Genomic DNA, 16,348 nt, shown 5'->3' with positions numbered 1-16,348 from the left:
GGAAGGGGCTCCGTGCGTACACGGCACCATGCACACTCGGCAGCGCACGGACACCCTGCGACCCCCGCCTGCCGGACGGATGGAGACCCGGCCGTTGCCGCGGCGGGGCTGGACGAAGTACAACCATACGGAGTAACAAGACGTACTGCCCGAAACCGATCGGATCGGGCAAGCGATGCTCGGCGACCGCGAGGAAGACGGCCCGCCTCACAGATGGAGACACGATGACCATGGACTCGAGGACGGACTCGCAGTCGCCCGCGTCGCACGCCGCCGACGCCCACGACCTGATCCGCGTGCACGGCGCACGCGTGAACAACCTCAAGGACGTCAGCGTCGAACTCCCCAAGCGCCGGCTGACGGTGTTCACCGGAGTCTCCGGCTCGGGCAAGAGCTCACTCGTGTTCGGCACCGTCGCGGCCGAATCCCAGCGGCTGATCAACGAGACCTACAGCGCGTTCGTGCAGGGCTTCATGCCGACGCTGGCCCGGCCCGAGGTCGACGTCCTGGACGGGCTGACCACCGCGATCATCGTCGACCAGGAGCGGATGGGCGCCGACCCCCGCTCCACGGTCGGCACCGCCACCGACGCCAACGCGATGCTGCGCATCCTCTTCAGCCGCCTCGGCAAGCCGCACATCGGCTCGCCGCAGGCGTTCTCGTTCAACGTCGCGTCGATCAGCGGCGCGGGCGCCGTCACCATGGAGCGTGCCGGGCAGAAGGTGAAGGAGCGCCGCAGCTTCAGCATCACCGGCGGCATGTGCCCGCGCTGCGAGGGGCGGGGCTCGGTCAACGACATCGACCTGACGCAGCTCTACGACGACTCCAAGTCGATCGCCGAGGGCGCGTTCACCATCCCGGGCTGGAAGTCGGACAGCTGGTGGACCGTGGGGATCTACGCCGAGTCGGGCTTCCTCGACCCGAACAAGCCGATCCGCAAGTTCACCAAGAAGGAGATGCAGGACTTCCTCTACCGCGAGCCGACCAAGGTGAAGGTCAACGGCGTCAATCTCACCTACGAGGGGCTGATCCCCAAGATCCAGAAGTCGTTCCTGTCCAAGGACAAGGAGGCGATGCAGCCGCACATCCGGGCCTTCGTGGAGCGGGCGGTCACCTTCACCACCTGCCCCGAGTGCGACGGCACGCGGCTGAGCCCGGAGGCCCGGTCGTCGAAGATCGACGGGGTGAGCATCGGCGACGCCTGCGCCATGCAGATCAGCGACCTCGCGCAGTGGGTGAGGGGCCTGGACGAACCTTCCGTAGCGCCGCTGCTGACGGCGCTGGGACGCACCCTCGACTCGTTCGTCGAGATCGGGCTCGGCTACCTCTCGCTGGACAGGCCGTCGGGCACGCTCTCGGGCGGCGAGGCCCAGCGCACGAAGATGATCCGCCACCTCGGGTCGTCGCTCACCGACGTCACCTACGTCTTCGACGAACCGACGATCGGCCTGCACCCCCACGACATCCAGCGCATGAACGACCTGTTGCGGCAGCTGCGGGACAAGGGCAACACGGTGCTGGTCGTCGAGCACAAGCCCGAGGCGATCGCGGTCGCCGACCACGTCGTCGACCTCGGCCCGGGCGCCGGCACCGAGGGCGGGCAGGTCGTGTTCGAGGGAACGGTCGAGGGGCTGCGGAGCAGCGACACCCTCACCGGGCGGCACCTGGACGACCGGGCCACGCTCAAGCCTTCGGTACGCAAGCCGTCCGGAAAGCTGGAGGTCCGCGGCGCCGGCACGCACAACCTGCGGGACGTGGACGTCGACATCCCGCTCGGCGCGCTGGTCGTGGTGACCGGGGTGGCGGGCTCAGGCAAGAGCTCGCTGATCCACGGTTCGGTGGCCGGACGCGAGGGAGTGGTGGCCGTCGACCAGACCGCGATCCGCGGCTCGCGGCGCAGCAACCCGGCGACGTACACGGGGCTGCTCGACCCGATCCGCAAGGCCTTCGCGAAGGCCAACGGCGTCAAGCCCGGGCTGTTCAGCGCCAATTCGGAGGGCGCCTGTCCCAACTGCAAGGGTGCGGGCGTCATCTACACGGACCTGGCGATGATGGCCGGCGTCGCCGTCCCCTGCGAGGTGTGTGACGGGAAGCGGTTCCAGGCCGCGGTGCTCGACTACGAGTTCGGCGGCCGCGACATCAGCGAGGTGCTCACGATGTCGGTGGCCGAGGCCGAGGAGTTCTTCGCCGCCGGCGACGCGAAGACCCCCGCCGCGCACAAGATCCTTGAGCGGCTCGCCGACGTCGGACTCGGCTACCTCACCCTGGGCCAGCCGCTCACCACGCTCTCCGGCGGCGAGCGGCAGCGGCTCAAGCTGGCCACACACATGGGAGAGAAGGGCGGGGTCTACATCCTCGACGAGCCGACCACGGGCCTCCATCTCGCCGACGTCGAGCAGCTGCTCGGGCTGCTCGACCGGCTCGTCGACTCCGGCAAGTCGGTCATCGTCATCGAGCACCACCAGGCCGTCATGGCGCACGCCGACTGGATCATCGACCTCGGTCCCGGCGCGGGCCACGACGGCGGCCGGATCGTCTTCGAGGGGACGCCCGCCGACCTCGTCGCCGACCGCTCCACCCTCACCGGCGAGCACCTCGCGGCGTACGTCGGCGGCTGACGGCGCACGCCCGGCAGCTGAACGGCGGCCGGCGCGGCGCCCGGCAGCACCGAGAGCGCCGGGTGCGTCACTTGCCGCCCAGTCCGGCAAGGCCCGCGACGATCCAGCGGCGGGCGAGGACGTACGCGATGAAGACCGGGGCGGCGGAGAGCAGGACAGCCATCATCAGTCCGGGGATGTTCACGCCGAACTCGGTCTGGAAGTTCCAGAGGTTGAGGGTGAGGATCTGCTGCTCCTCGGACTGGGTGAGGATCAGCGGGAACAGGAAGCCGTTCCACGCCTGGAGCGCCGCGTAGATGCCGACGGCGACGATGCTGCCGCGCGACATGGGTACGACGAGGGACCACAGCGTGCGCATCGGGCCGGCGCCGTCGAGCGTCATGGCCTCGTAGTTCTCGGCGGGCACGTCGCGCAGCGAACCGGCCAGGATGAGGACGGCGAAGGGCAGCCCGAAGGCGACCGTGGGCAGGATGATCGCGGCCTTGGTGTCGTACAGACCCATCCGGACGATCATCAAGTAGACGGGGATGATGACCGCCTGAGCCGGGATGGCGAGCCCCAGCAGAAAAACGGAGAAGGCACCGGCGACGAAGCGGCTCGTGGAGCGCACGACCGCGTACGCGGCGGGTACGGCGCACACGAGGGTCAGGGCGACGCTCACGACCGTGACGATCGCGGTGTTGACGAACGCCCTGGTGAATCCGCCCTCCAGCACCGTCTGCAGATTGACCGACGTCAGCTCGCGGGGCAGGCTCAGCGGCCCGCTGTCGAGGAAGCCGTCGCGGCTCTGCACGCTCCAGCTGAGCATGCACCACAGCGGGACGAGGACGATCGCCAGCCAGATCAGGGAGGCAGCGCCGCCCGGGATGTTGGCGCGGGAGAACAACGGGCGGCGCACGGCGGCCCGTTGCCTGCCCCCGCGACCGCCCGCGGGCCCGGGCCCCGGCCCGGACGACGGAGTGCGGGTCTGTCCTGCTGCGGCAGCCGGGGCGGTGGCCATCAGATCCCCTCCAGGGTGGAGCGCATCCTGCTGAAGCCGCTGAACCGGACGATCAGCAGGGACAGCGCGGTGCCGAACAGTACGAGCACGGTGGCCAGCGCGGAGGCGGGCCCCATCTCGAAGCTCTTGAAGGCCTGTTGGTACATCCGGAACGGCATGGACTGCGTGGCCGCGCCGGGCCCGCCGTCGGTGAGGATCAGGATCGTCTCGAAGGTGGTCATCGAGCCGACGATCATCAGGGTGGAGGACGTGACGACGGTGTTCCGCAGCTGGGGAAGCGTGACCGACCAGAACTGGCGTACGCGGCCGGCGCCGTCGATGGTGGCGGCCTCGTAGAGGTGTGCGGGGACGTTACGGGCCGCCGCCTGGTACATCAGCATGTGGAAGGGCACGTACTGCCAGGCACCGACGGCGATGATGGCCAGCAGGGCGCCGCCGGAAGTGCCGAGCACGTTGCCGCTGGGCACGCCGATCCACGGGCCGATGACGCGGGCGACGCCGAAGTTGGGGTCGAGCAGCGCCTTCCAGACCAGAGCGGTCGCCGCGCCCGAGAGCAGCAGCGGCAGGAAGATGAGCGCCGAGGCCAGTGCACGTCCGCGCTGCGCGCCCGCGGCCCACACTCCGAGGAGCATCGCGAGCGGCGTCTGCACGGCCCACCCGGCGACGGTGAGGACGGCGGTGATCCGCAGGGAGTGGAGCAGGCCCGGATCGGTGATCAGGTCACGCCAGTTGGCGAGTCCCGTCCAGCGGGGATCGCCGAGGCCGTTCCACGTCGTGAAGGAGAGCCAGCAGACGAGGACGAGCGGTACGAGCGCGAACACACCGAAGACGAGCACGGCCGGAACGGCGTAGAGCGCGCCGGGGCGTGCGGCGTTGTCGGAGTGCGGGGCGGCGCGCATGCGGCCGCGGAGCGCGGGGCGGGCGGGCGCCGGTGCGGGGGCGGTCACTGGATGACCTCCATGGCGTCGACGAACTGCCTCGGCGAGAGCTTCTCCAGGAAGATCTGCTGGAGGCTGGAGAGCATGGCCTCCTTCACGGCGGGGAGCATCGCCTGGTCCCAGGAGAGGGTGAAGTCGGGGGCGCCGGAGACGATTCGGTAGACGTACAGCGCGAAGTCCGGGTCGGGGGCGAGGTCGCGCAAGCGGTCCTCGATGCCGACGGCGGCGGGAACGTCACCCGCCTTGATGAGGGCGTCGATGAAGGGGCGCGCGGCGAGTTGGGTGCCGACCAGGTCGATACCCGCGTCGATGTCGGAGCTTCTGGTGTTGACGGACAGGTAGTTGGTGTTGTTTCCGACCAGGGCGCGGGGATCGCCCGTGCCGCCGGGGATCTCCGGAAAGGACACCCAGCTCAGACCGTCCTCGGTGAAACGCCTGTGGTCGTTGCGCAGGTTGGAGTACTCCCAGGAACCCATGAGGTGCATGGCGGCACGGCCCTTGGCGAAGAGTGCGCTGGCCGCGCCCGAGCCGTAGCTGACGGATCCGAATGCCCGGCCGAAGGCGCCGCGGCGGACCAGCTTCTGTATCCGGACCAGGGCTTCCTCGATGGCAGGGTGCCGCCAGCCGCCACGCTCCCCCGCGAAGATCTTCCGCAGGGGTCCGGTGCCGGTGAGCCGCCCGGTGATGCATTCCAGCCACATCAGCTCGCACCAGCTTTCCGCCCCGGCGAGCGCGACGGGTAGGACGTCCGCGTCGACGAAGGCGTCGACGACGTCGAGCAGTTCGTCCCAGGTACGGGGCGGGCGAAGGTCGTGCTCGTCGAAGAGGGTCTGGTTGCAGAAGAGGATGACCGGCTGCATACCGCGCACGGGCAGCCCGAGAGGTTCGCGGCCGTCGACGCGGGCGGCCTGGAGGGCCGCGGGCAGGAACGCGTCGCGCCACCGGGTGTCGCCGCCGAAGCGGTCCGCCAGGTCGACCACCAGCCCGGCCTCCTGGTACGGGCGCAGCGACTCACCGCCCCAGCTCCAGAACACATCCGGCCCGTCCGAAGTGCCCATGGCGATGCGGAGCTTCTGCGTGTAGCCGGTGTTGGGGAACGGCGTGAGCTTGGCACGCGAGGCGTGGCTGCGCTTGAGGCGGGCGAGGGCGGCGCGCTGGATCTTGTTCTGCACGGGGTCGGTGAGGGTCCACACGTCCAGGCCGCGGCTGTCTCTGCCCGCTGCGAACCCGACGGCCGAACAGCCGGTGAGGGCGGCTCCCATGCCGGCGGCTCCGATACCGGTGAGGCCGGTCAGGAAGCGACGCCGGCTGGGGGCCGTCCGCATCGCGGTGGATACCATGACACCTCCACTCCAGAAACTTTCGGCGAAACCCGAAATCAAGAGGTTGGCGTGGAACCTAGAGCGAGAGTCGTAGGGCCGTCAATAGCCGTGCAGAGTTGAGCTGTACGACCATTGACCTGTGGCAGCGTAGAGGCCAGACCCATAGAAAGTTTCCGAAATCATCGAGTAGCATCCCGCCCATCCCGCTCCACTCGACGAGGTGACGATGCAACAGGACGCGCATCACTCGGACCGCACGGACGGCAGCGACGGCGCCGCGCCGTGGCGCGACGGACGGCTGACGCCCGACGTGCGCGTCGCCGATCTGATCTCCCGGATGACCCTCGACGAGAAGCTCGCCCAGCTGGTCGGGGTGTGGGTGGGCGCCACCCACGACGGCCGGGGAGTCGCCCCGCACCAGGACGACCTCGCCGGTGAATCCCCGTCCTGGGAGGAGCTGATCAGGGACGGCCTCGGCCAGCTCACCCGCGTCTTCGGCACGCGCCCCGTCACACCGGCGGCCGGTGCGAAGGCACTTGCCGCGAGTCAGCGGGAGATCATGGCGGCCAACCGGTTCGGCATCCCCGCCGTCGCTCACGAGGAATGCCTCGCCGGGTTCACCACTTGGGGCGCGACCGTCTTCCCCGTACCGCTCGCCTGGGGAGCCACCTTCGACACGGCACTGGTGCGGCGGACGGCCGAGGCCATCGGGTTGAGCATGCGCGCGGTCGGCGTGCACCAGGGCCTGGCGCCGGTGCTGGACGTCGTACGGGACGCGCGCTGGGGCCGGGTGGAGGAGACCATCGGGGAGGACCCGTATCTCGTCGCCGAGATCGGCTCCGCGTATGTGGCGGGGCTCGAGTCGACGGGGATCATCGCCACGCTCAAGCACTTCGCGGGCTACTCGGCCGGGCGGGCGGGGCGCAATCTGGCGCCGGTGAGCATGGGGCCGCGTGAACTGGCCGACGTGATGCTGCCGCCGTTCGAGACCGCGCTACGCGAGGCGGGCGCCCGCTCGGTGATGCACGCCTACACGGACACCGACGGCGTCCCCGCGGCTGCGGACGAGCGGCTCCTGACCGGGGTGCTGCGCGACGAGTGGGGTTTCGAAGGGACCGTCGTCGCCGACTACTTCGGGGTCTCGTTCCTCGAACTGCTGCACCGCACCGCGGGCAGTCCGGGCGAGGCCGCCGTCCAGGCGCTGACGGCCGGTGTGGATGTCGAGCTCCCCACGGCACGCTGCTACCGGCGGCCGCTCGCCGAGCAGGTGCGCGAGGGCAAGGTGCACGAGGCTCTGGTGGACCGTGCGTTGACGCGCGTACTGCGGCAGAAGTGCGAACTGGGCCTGCTCGACCCGGAGTGGAGCCCCGAGCCGCCGGTGCGCGAGCCGGATCTCGACCCGCCCGAACACCGGGAGCTGGCACGGCAGTTGGCCCGTGAGTCCGTCGTGCTGCTGGCCGACGACGCCGAGTTGCTGCCCCTCGACGCCCCCGGAAGGGTTGCGGTGGTCGGGCCGCTCGCCGATGACGCCCTCGGGTTGCAGGGCTGCTATTCGTTCCCCGCGCATGTGGGCGTGCGTCACCCGGAGTGGGACATGGGCGTCGCCGTGCCGAGCGTGCTTGAAGGCTTGCGGGAAGGGCTGGGCGCGCGCCGGCTCACCCACGAGCGGGGCTGCCCCGTCCAGGAGGCGGACCGGTCGGGGTTCGCCGGGGCGGTGGCTGCCGCACGGGAGGCCGACGTCTGTCTGGCGGTGCTGGGCGACAGGGCAGGGCTCTTCGGACGCGGCACCTCAGGTGAGGGATGCGACGTGCCCGACCTGTCGCTGCCCGGGGTGCAGTCCGAACTGCTGGAGGAGCTGCTCGATACCGGCACCCCGGTGGTGCTGATCGTCGTCAGCGGACGTCCGTACGCGCTGGGTGCGGCGGCCGGGCGCGCGGCGGCGATCGTGCAGACCTTCTTCCCCGGCGAGGAGGGCGCGGCGGCGCTGACGGATGTGCTGACCGGCCGCGCGGACCCGTCGGGCCGGCTCCCGGTCGGCGTGCCGCGCTCGCCGGGCGGACAGCCCTCCACCTATCTGACAGCGCCGCTGGGGCTCGCCAGCGAGGTGAGCGCACAGGACCCGACGCCGCTGTTCCCCTTCGGGCACGGGCTGTCCTACACGCGGTTCGCCTACGAGGAGTTGACGTTGAGCGGCGAGGAGGTGCCTGCCGACGGCGAGTTGGAGATTTCCTGCACGGTCACCAACACCGGCGAGCGGACCGGCACCGAGGTCGTGCAGCTCTATCTCACCGACCCTGTCGCCCAAGTGACGCGGCCCTGGCGCGAGTTGGCCGGGTTCGCACGTCTGGAGCTCGCTCCGGGCGAGCGACGCCGGGTCACCTTCCTCCTGCACACGGACCGCACCGCCTTCACCGGCCGGGACGGGCGGCGCGTGGTGGAGCCGGGGGTGATCGAGGTACGGATCGGACGGTCGAGCACGGACACTCCGCTGGAGGGCGCGTTCCGCATCACCGGTACGGCACCGCGCGCGGCCGGACACGACCGGGTGCTGCGGACTCCGGTGCGAGTGACGAAGTCCCGTTGAACGGGGTCGAGTTGACCGGCCCCCGGTGACCGTGGCCCGGCCGGCGGGGTACGGGTGCCCCCGGCGTCCGGTCAGCGCCGTCGCGGAGGAGCCGTGCTGTCACGTACGACCAGTTCCGTGGACAGCTCCAGCCGGCGCGTCTCGAAGGAGCCGGTCTCCAGATAGCGCAGCAGCATCCGCATCGCCTGCGCCGCCATCTGCGCCACGGGCTGCCGGATGGTGGTCAGCGGCGGTGAGGACAGGCCCGCGGCGGGCAGGTCGTCGAACCCGACCACGCTCAGGTCGTCCGGGACGCGCAGCCCGAGCTGCCCGGCCGTCCGGTACACGCCCAGAGCCTGCTGGTCGTTGCCCGCGAAGATCGCGGTGGGCGGGTGCGGCAGGGAGAGCAGTTCGCGTGCCGCCTGCTCGCCGCGCGGTGCGTAGAAGTCGCCCTCGGCGATGAGCGCGTCGTCGACCGGCAGGCCCGCCGACTGCATCGCCGAGCGGTAGCCGTCCAGCCGTGCCCGGCTGCACTGCAACTCGGGCCGGCCGCCGATGAGACCGATGCGCTCGTGCCCCAGCGAGATCAGATGCTCGGTGGCGGTGAGCGCGCCGTTCCAGTTGGTCGCACCGACGGAGGCGACGTGGGGGTCGGGCTGGCCGACCGGGTCGATGATGACCATGGGGATGCCGAGCGCACGGATCTGTTCCGCGTGTGCGGGCCTGAGTTCGGTGACGGCGAGGATGATTCCGTCCGACCAGCGCGCGGTGAGGTTGTCCAGCCACCGCCGTTCCTCGGTCGTCTCCCCGTGGATGGCGGAGACGACGGTGCCGAGTCCCGACTCGTGCGCGACGCCCTCGACGCCACGGATGATCTCCACGGACCACTCGCTGTCGAGGTTGTTGAAGACGAGGTCGACGAGCCGCGCCTGACCCTCGCGGCGCTTGGCGCGGCGCGCGTACTGGTGCTTGGCCAGCAGCCGTTCGACCTTGCTGCGCGTCCCGGCGGCAACGTGCGCGTGCCCGTTGAGCACCTTGGAGACGGTGGGGACGGAGACGCCGGCTTCGCGGGCGATGTCGCTGATGGTGACGCGTTCGCCGCGACTTCCCCCGCGTCCCGCGCGCTCGCCTGCCGTGTGCGGTGCGGCCACGTTACGGCCCTCCTGTGACCCCGGTGCTTGTGCTCGCGGCCACCCTAGCCGAGCGGACGGAAACCTTTCGTAGAGCTTTCGGTTCCGCCGCGGCACCGCCCGCGCCCCGGACGTCAGGAGCCCGACCGGACCCGGGCTCGGACCCGGGCTCGGACCCGGGCTCGGACCCGGACGCGGGATGCCGGACCGCCGGCAGGTGCAACCGACTCGGTGCCAGTTGTGTCTCCTGATGCGAAAGGTCTGGACAACCGGAGGAATCCGCAATGACACCCTTAAGACGCCCGGATGCCCGCAATGCCCGTGGGGGACGGGCGGCGCGAGCCGCTGTGCCGCTGGCCGCCGCGCTGCTGGCGGCGGGCGGCCTGTCGGCCTGGACGCTCACCCCGGAGGAAGCGCACGCGGCGCCGGCCGAGGCCGCGGCCCCCGCCGACGACCTCAACGGCGACGGCTTCGCCGACCTGGTCTCCAGCGCCCCGGGCGGCACGATCTCCGGCAAGGCGCAGGCCGGCTACGTGGCGGTGACGTACGGCTCGGCGGAGGGGCTCGACCCGTCCCGCAAGAAGCTGGTGAGCCGTTCCACGAGCGGCGTGCCCGGGTCGGCCTCCGCCAAGCAGCAGTTCGGCAAGACCGTCGCCAGGGGCGACCTGGACGGCGACGGCTACGGCGACCTCGTCATCGGCTCCGACGACGCGCCCTCCGGCAGCGTGATCCTCTGGGGCTCGCCGTCCGGCCCGACCGGCGGCACCGCGCTCGGCGGGTACGGACACACGCCGCAGGTCGGCGACTTCGACGGCGACGGCAAGGCCGACCTGGCGCTGTTCGGTGACGCCGAGGTCGAGGGCGACGACCCCGTTGCCCACCCGGGCGCGCTGTTCAAGGGCCCGATATCGCGCGACGGCTCCCCCGCCGAGCGGCAATCCTTCATGGACAAGTCCGAGTGGTGGGGCTACGGCGACGAGGGCCCGGGCTGCGCGGAGGACGACTCGTGCATCGACGGGCCCTCCTCCATCAGCGGCCCCGTCACGGCCCAGGCCGTCGGCGACGTCAACGGCGACGAGCGCCAGGACATCGCTGTCTGGCAGTACGAGGGCGACGGCGTGTGGGGGAACCACGTCCTGCTCGGCGGCAAGGCCGGATTCACGACGTCGGGCACCATCAGCGACATCGGGTCCACCGGTGACGAGGGTGACAGCGACATGGGTGACGTGGACGGCGACGGATTCGACGACCTCGTGCTCGGCAGCGCCGTCGCGAACAAGGCCACCGTCGTCTTCGGCTCGGCCTCCGGTCCGTCCGGCGACCGCGAGCAGTCCATCGACCAGAGCCTGCCCGGGTTCCCGGGCGCGCAGGAGGACGGGGACCGGGTCGGCTCCTGCGTCTCGGTCGCCGACGTCACCGGCGACGGCCGTGCGGAGGTGGCACTCGGCATCGGCGGCGAGGACTTCGGCGGGCTGAAGGACGCCGGCTCGGTCGCGCTGCTGCACGGCAGCCCCTCGGGTGCCACCGGCACCGGAAGCCAGGTCGTGCACCAGGACACGGCGAACGTGCCCGGAGTCGCCGAGACCGGCGACGAGTTCGGGGCGGCGTGCGCGCTCAGCGACGTCGACGGCGACGGTCACCGCGACCTGAACGCCTCCTCGACGAAGGAGAACGCCTCCGCCGGAGCCGACTGGTCGCTGCGCGGCACCGGCGACGGCCTGACGACCCAGGGTGCGGCGGCGTTCGGCCCGGGCGATGTCGGCGGCCCTGTCACCAAGGCGCTCTTCGGCAGCTTCCTGCGCTGACGCGTCACCGCCGGGCGGGGGCCGACGCGCCCGCCCGGCCGGGTCCACCGGGCCCGGGGACCGTTCGCGGCGCCCGGGCCCGGTGGCAAACCGGCCTCAGCCCCGGCTGACGGCCGTGAGGATCTCCGGAAGCCGCGCCGCGACCCGCGGTGCCGCGACCCGCAGCGCGAGGGCGGGCGCGGAGACCCCGTAGAGGAGTCCGATCGGCAGCACGGCCCACAGCCACGCGTGCCCTCCGGAGAGGTGCAGCCAGATCGTCAGCGCGGCCAGCGGAGAGCACATCAGGGCACCGATGATGATGCCGCCGAAGATGCTGAGGTAGGCGAGGGAACCCTGACCGGGGGCGACGTTCTTGTAGCCGTTGTCCTGCGGGATGGAGTACGGGAAGCGGTACGAGGTGAAGACTCCGGTCGCCAGCAGCACACCGAGCAACCCCAGTGCCAGCCCCAGCACTTCGGGGATCTTCTGCCACTCCCCGAGGAGCACGGCGCAGACCACCACGACCGCCGCGACGTAGGGCACCGCGATGAGCGCGATGGCCAGCATCCGGGCGCGCATCTCGACGTACGCGTCGCGCGGGTCGGAGATCGTCGAGGCCACCAGCCAGAAGGCCGAGTAGTCCTGCCCGAACTGGTTGTACATCTGGATGCCGAGCAGCCCCGCAACCCAACAGGCGTTGTACGCACTGCCGTTGCCCTGAGCGGCGAACACCACCGGCAGCAGCACACCCACACCGAGCGACGACGCCCACCCCACCTTCGTCTTGGGATCGCGCCAGACGTAGCGCAGGCTGCGCAGCATCACCGCACCGGTGCGGCCCTCGGGCAGGAGCCGGGTGAGTCCCTTGCCGCCGGCGCGGCCCCGGGCCCTCTCCGGCCCCGTGGTGGCCTGGACCGTCGAGGCGTCCGGCGAGGTCATCAACCGGTCCAGGCTGCGGTACCACCACCACAGGAGCACCGCCAACGCGGCGCCGGACAGGGCGACTTGAGCCAGGGCGGAGCCGTACGCGCCCTCACCCGCCGACTGCACGGCTGCCACGGCGGAGGCGGGCGGAACCCAGGCGAGTGCGTCTGCCACGGGTTCGAGCGGCGCGAGCCCCCCGGACTCGCTCAGCCGTTGGAAACCGAGGTTGAGCAGCTGGATCCCGACGGCGATGACCAGGCCGCTCAGCAGCGCCAGATCACGGCCTCGGCGGCTGGTGAGCAGGCGGACGTTGACCGCGGCCACCGCCCGCGCCAACGCCAGGCACACGAGGACCAGCAGCGGAAGGGCGATCACCGCGGCCGCCGCCCCCGCGACGCCCTGCGCGAGGGCGAGCACCGTACCGGCCCCGACGAGCACCGTGAACAGCGGGCCGATCCCGACGAGGGAGGCGATCAGCAGACCCGGCATGAGCTGGCGGGCCCGCAGCGGAAGCATCACGAGCCGCGTCGGGTCGAGCGTCTCGTCGCCTCCGGGGAAGAAGACCGGCATCACGGCCCAGCCGAGCGCCATCAGAGCGGCGAGCGGCACGACACCGGCGGCGGCGTACTCGTTGCCGCGCAGCAGGAGCATCCCCAGGAGCTGGCCCGTGCCGAGCAGCAGAACGAGCACGACGGAGACGACGAAGGCGGCGGTCCGGCCCGAGGACCGGCGCAGTCCGTTGCGCAGCAGGGACAGCTTCAGACGCGTGAACGTCCAGGTGACGGACGGGGCCGCGCTCACTCGGCACCGTCCCGACGGCTGCTGCCACCGCCCAGCCAGTCGAGGCTGTCACCGGCGGCCGCACGCTCGTGCGCCCCGACGAGGTGGAGGAACGCCTCGTGCAGGGAGCCGGCCGAGCCCCTGACGTCCGCGAGAGGGCCGTGCGCGCGGATGCTGCCCACGGCCATCACGGCGACCCAGTCGCACAGCGACTCCACCAGTTCCATGACATGACTGGAGAAGACGACCGTCGCACCGGAGGTCGTGTAGCGCTCGAGCACACCGCGGATCGTCGTCGCGGAGACCGGGTCCACACCCTCGAACGGCTCGTCCAGGAACAGCACTTCGGGGTTGTGCAGCAGCGCCGCGGCCAGGCCGATCTTCTTCCGCATGCCCGTGGAGTAGTCGACGATCAGCTTGTGCTGCGCGCCGACGAGGTCGAGCGTCTCGAGCAGCTGCGTCGTGCGCCGGTCCGCCTCCTCGCGGGGGAAGCCACGCAGAGCGCCGAGATGGCTCAGCAACTCGCGCCCGGAGAGCCTCTCGAACAGGCGCAGCCCCTCGGGCAGCACCCCGATACGGGACTTGACGTCGACCGGGTCGCGCCACACGTCGCGCCCGCTCACCTCGACGGTGCCGGAGTCGGGGCGCAGCAGGCCGGTGATCATGGAGAGGGTGGTGGTCTTGCCGGCCCCGTTCGGACCGACCAGGCCCACGAACTTCCCGGCAGGGATGTCGAGATCGATCCCCCCGACGGCGACCTGTCCGCCGAACTGCTTCCACAGCCCTCTCACCCGCACCGCTGCGGCGGGCTCCCTGCTGTCGGTCGCGTCGAGTTGCTGCTGTGGATCGTGCAGTGTCACGGCCATGCCTCTTTCGTTGCCAGCGGGCGCGCTACCGGGATCGACCACCCGTGCACGGGTCCAAGATGAAGCACCCCCGCGGACTCCCCGTCGACTCCGCAGAAGCAGCGCCCTCTCCTCAGCGGCCGCCGACGCCGTAACGCCTGCCTGCCGCTGCCGTCGATCCAATCAGCAAGCCGGGGAGCGCGGACGGGCGTCCCGGCAATCAACTCGCCGCATGCCCGGGCGCCGTCCGGAAAGGGGTGGTGGGCCCGGCACATCGACCCCGTTACGATCGAACGCATGTCCGAGTACCCGCGCGATGTGCCACGCCTCCGCACCATCGAGCGGTACCTGCTCGTCCAGCTCGCTGCCGTGCAGCGTGCCATCGAACGAGCGGAGAACGGCACCCCCGAACCGTCCCTCCCTCGCGCCGGCTGGTCGATCCAGTGGCGCCGCGCCCGCGTCGGCGAGATCCGGGTCGGCATCCTGCACCGTGCGGACTGCATGCTCGCCACCGGCGAACCCCTGGACGCCCGAGCCGTCCAGGCCCAACGCCGAAGAGAGGGGCGCCGCGTGGAACCCTGCGACGCCTGCGACCCGAAACTGCCCTAGCTGGGCTGCATACCGGCGGCCGGGCGCGCCCGATGGGCCGGCACGGGAACGCCCGCGCCTAGGCTGCCTGGTCAGGCAGCCGGCGACCGCGTACACCGCGGTTCGGCGCCCACCGTCCGCAGCCCGAGGAGGTTCCGTGCCAGAGCCGTTCCCCGCCCCCGTCCGGCCGGAGCACCCCACGCGGCTGGGGACCATCGTGACCCTGCCCGATCCGCGCATCGTGGAGATCAGCGTCCTCGCGGGCTGCGACTGGCTCTTCCTCGACTGCGAGCACGGAGCCATCGCCCCGACGCAGCTCGGGGCGCTGCTCGCCGGAAAGGGTCGGACACCCGTCCTCGTTCGCGTTCCGGCCGCCGACCAGCAGTACGTCACCCAGGCGCTGGACGCCGGCTGTGAGGGGATCATCTGTCCCCAGGTCGACGACGCGGCGACCGCCCGCCGGCTCGTCGCCTTCGCCAAGTACCCACCGCTCGGCCGCCGGTCGGTCGGGATCGGAAGGGCCCACGGCTACGGGCGGAACTTCACCGGTCATCTCGCGGAGGCGAACGACGCCACTCGTGTCGTGCTGCAGATCGAGAGCGCGGAGGGTGTGCGCAACATCGACGAGATCCTCGCCGTGCCGGGTGTCGGCGGCATCTTCATCGGGCCGTACGACCTGTCGGGCAGCATGGGCGTGCCCGGGCAGGCCGAAGCCGCCTCCGTGCGGCAGGCGGTGCGGCACGTCGTCGGCCGCTGCCGCGAGGCGGTGTGCCGGTGGGGCAGTTCTTCGGCACTCGCGAGGCGTACGAGTCGGCGGACAGCGGACCGTACGACTTCGCCGCGATCGGGATCGACACCGCGCTCCTGTCCACGGCGATCGCGACGGCCATGGGCACGGCGGAGCGCTGAGCCCGTCCACGCCGCTGATCCTGGACAGCCGGGTGACGCTCACGCACAACGACCTCATGCGGCCTTCTGCACGACACTGTTCGCGACGCCGGAGGAGGCGAAGGAACCGGCCGCCGGTCCCAGGGAGCCCACGGCCCCGAGTTCTGACGTCCCTCCTCGACCGGAGACTCCGGGCGCCCGGCATCCCCGGCATTACCCGGGAGGTAATTGTTGTGCCTTTCCGGCCCTGGCTATCGTCCCGCACGGGGCAGCGGCCGAGAATTCCCGGCCCGGGAACGGACCCGGACAAGGGACGAATACGCGCGCGCTCACCTCCGCCGTGATGACGGCATCTGTTCGCGATCAATTCTTGACCGTGACTCACGAGAGGACGAACGCCAGTGGCATCGACACAGTACTCCGGGGCCGCCGCGACAGCGGGAGTGCCTGCATCCGACGGTCTCGCCCGCCTCGCACTCAAGCTGGACGGGGTCGTCACCGGACTCAATGGAATCGGCTATCTGGCGCTCGCCACAGTTCTCGACTCCCTTTTGGGAATCGAGACATCGGTGCAGTATCCGATCGGCGCTTTCCTTCTCGTCTACGCAATCGGCGTTCTGGCGGCCGGAACGCGCCCGAGCATGAACAAGAACGCCCTGGGCGCCGTGATCGCCGTGAATTTCCTGTGGGCCGTCGCCAGCATTGTGACGCTGTTCTCCTTCCTCTCCCCGACCCTTGCCGGCGAGGTCTGGATCGTCCTCCAGGCACTCGTGGTCGGCCTGTTCGCGGGGCTCCAGTACATCGGGCTGAAGCGCATGTGAACCGGTCCGGTCCCGCTGTCCAGGGGGCATGCCACGGCCGAGCGGCCGACATGCCCCCGGCGCCACGTCGGGACGGCGCAGGCGCGGGCCGGGCGGTTCTCACTTCACAAGTCCGTCCCGGATTTGTCCGTGTTCTGCAATAGAGCC

12 protein-coding genes and 1 pseudogene are annotated in these 16,348 nt (G+C 71.0%); 7 read left to right on the top strand and 6 right to left on the bottom strand.

What is annotated here, in order from left to right; translation table 11 throughout:
* Nucleotides 1-224 precede the first annotated feature (224 nt).
* The gene (locus G4Z16_RS18980) at nt 225-2,618 is read left to right on the top strand and encodes an ATP-binding cassette domain-containing protein (RefSeq protein ID WP_197351928.1); all 2,394 of its coding nucleotides are present in this window, start codon (nt 225-227) and stop codon (nt 2,616-2,618) included.
* A gap of 67 nt (nt 2,619-2,685) precedes the next feature.
* On the opposite strand, the gene G4Z16_RS18975 is transcribed toward G4Z16_RS18980, so the two are convergent.
* Genes G4Z16_RS18975 through G4Z16_RS18965 form a run of 3 tightly spaced genes read right to left on the bottom strand, consistent with a single transcriptional unit; the run spans nt 2,686 to nt 5,896 of the window.
* Nucleotides 2,686-3,618: a carbohydrate ABC transporter permease gene (locus tag G4Z16_RS18975; protein WP_197351927.1), complete on the bottom strand. Its 933-nt coding sequence runs from the start codon at nt 3,616-3,618 to the stop codon at nt 2,686-2,688.
* The gene (locus G4Z16_RS18970; protein WP_197354746.1) at nt 3,618-4,517 is read right to left on the bottom strand and encodes a carbohydrate ABC transporter permease; all 900 of its coding nucleotides are present in this window, start codon (nt 4,515-4,517) and stop codon (nt 3,618-3,620) included. Before G4Z16_RS18970 ends, G4Z16_RS18975 begins: the two co-directional genes overlap by 1 nt.
* A gap of 44 nt (nt 4,518-4,561) precedes the next feature.
* Nucleotides 4,562-5,896, bottom strand: coding sequence for an ABC transporter substrate-binding protein (locus G4Z16_RS18965; RefSeq protein WP_197351926.1), 1,335 nt, complete (start codon nt 5,894-5,896; stop codon nt 4,562-4,564).
* A 208-nt stretch (nt 5,897-6,104) separates the two neighbouring features.
* Here G4Z16_RS18965 and G4Z16_RS18960 point away from each other — a divergent pair, with 208 nt between their 5' ends.
* The gene (locus G4Z16_RS18960) at nt 6,105-8,462 is read left to right on the top strand and encodes a beta-xylosidase/alpha-l-arabinosidase (protein WP_197354745.1); all 2,358 of its coding nucleotides are present in this window, start codon (nt 6,105-6,107) and stop codon (nt 8,460-8,462) included.
* Nucleotides 8,463-8,533: 71 nt separating this feature from the next.
* Here G4Z16_RS18960 and G4Z16_RS18955 read toward each other — a convergent pair whose 3' ends face one another.
* On the bottom strand, nt 8,534-9,592 hold the full coding sequence (locus tag G4Z16_RS18955) for a LacI family DNA-binding transcriptional regulator (RefSeq protein ID WP_197351925.1): 1,059 nt from the start codon (nt 9,590-9,592) through the stop codon (nt 8,534-8,536).
* Between the two features lie 263 nt (nt 9,593-9,855).
* Between G4Z16_RS18955 and G4Z16_RS18950 the strand changes: the two genes are divergently transcribed.
* Nucleotides 9,856-11,376: an FG-GAP-like repeat-containing protein gene (locus G4Z16_RS18950; RefSeq protein WP_197351924.1), complete on the top strand. Its 1,521-nt coding sequence runs from the start codon at nt 9,856-9,858 to the stop codon at nt 11,374-11,376.
* Nucleotides 11,377-11,472: 96 nt separating this feature from the next.
* Here G4Z16_RS18950 and G4Z16_RS18945 read toward each other — a convergent pair whose 3' ends face one another.
* Complete coding sequence (locus G4Z16_RS18945) at nt 11,473-13,080, bottom strand: transporter (protein WP_197351923.1); 1,608 nt, start codon at nt 13,078-13,080, stop codon at nt 11,473-11,475.
* Nucleotides 13,077-13,925 carry an ABC transporter ATP-binding protein gene (locus tag G4Z16_RS18940; RefSeq protein WP_197351922.1) on the bottom strand — a complete coding sequence of 283 codons (849 nt, stop codon included), beginning with the start codon at nt 13,923-13,925 and terminating at the stop codon, nt 13,077-13,079. The genes G4Z16_RS18945 and G4Z16_RS18940 overlap by 4 nt, the downstream gene beginning before the upstream one ends.
* Before the next feature lie 276 nt (nt 13,926-14,201).
* On the opposite strand from G4Z16_RS18940, the gene G4Z16_RS18935 reads away from it, so the two are divergent.
* From G4Z16_RS18935 to G4Z16_RS18925, 4 genes and pseudogenes are all read left to right on the top strand, one after another.
* The gene (locus G4Z16_RS18935) at nt 14,202-14,513 is read left to right on the top strand and encodes a hypothetical protein (RefSeq protein ID WP_197351921.1); all 312 of its coding nucleotides are present in this window, start codon (nt 14,202-14,204) and stop codon (nt 14,511-14,513) included.
* Nucleotides 14,395-15,246 (top strand): annotated as a pseudogene (locus G4Z16_RS33315) (HpcH/HpaI aldolase family protein); the annotation flags it as partial. The gene G4Z16_RS18935 and the pseudogene G4Z16_RS33315, both read left to right, overlap by 119 nt.
* Before the next feature lie 20 nt (nt 15,247-15,266).
* Nucleotides 15,267-15,401, top strand: coding sequence for a hypothetical protein (locus G4Z16_RS32960; protein WP_281393699.1), 135 nt, complete (start codon nt 15,267-15,269; stop codon nt 15,399-15,401).
* Nucleotides 15,402-15,781: 380 nt separating this feature from the next.
* A complete protein-coding gene (locus G4Z16_RS18925) occupies nt 15,782-16,201 on the top strand; it encodes a hypothetical protein (protein WP_197351920.1) in 420 nt (139 codons plus the stop codon).
* Nucleotides 16,202-16,348 lie beyond the last annotated feature (147 nt).

The sequence above is a fragment of the Streptomyces bathyalis genome (genome assembly GCF_015910445.1).
In the GTDB taxonomy this organism is placed as follows: Bacteria; Actinomycetota; Actinomycetes; order Streptomycetales; family Streptomycetaceae; genus Streptomyces; species Streptomyces bathyalis.
Note: the sequence above shows the minus strand (reverse complement) of the source record. Positions and strands in the feature narration are given on the sequence as shown.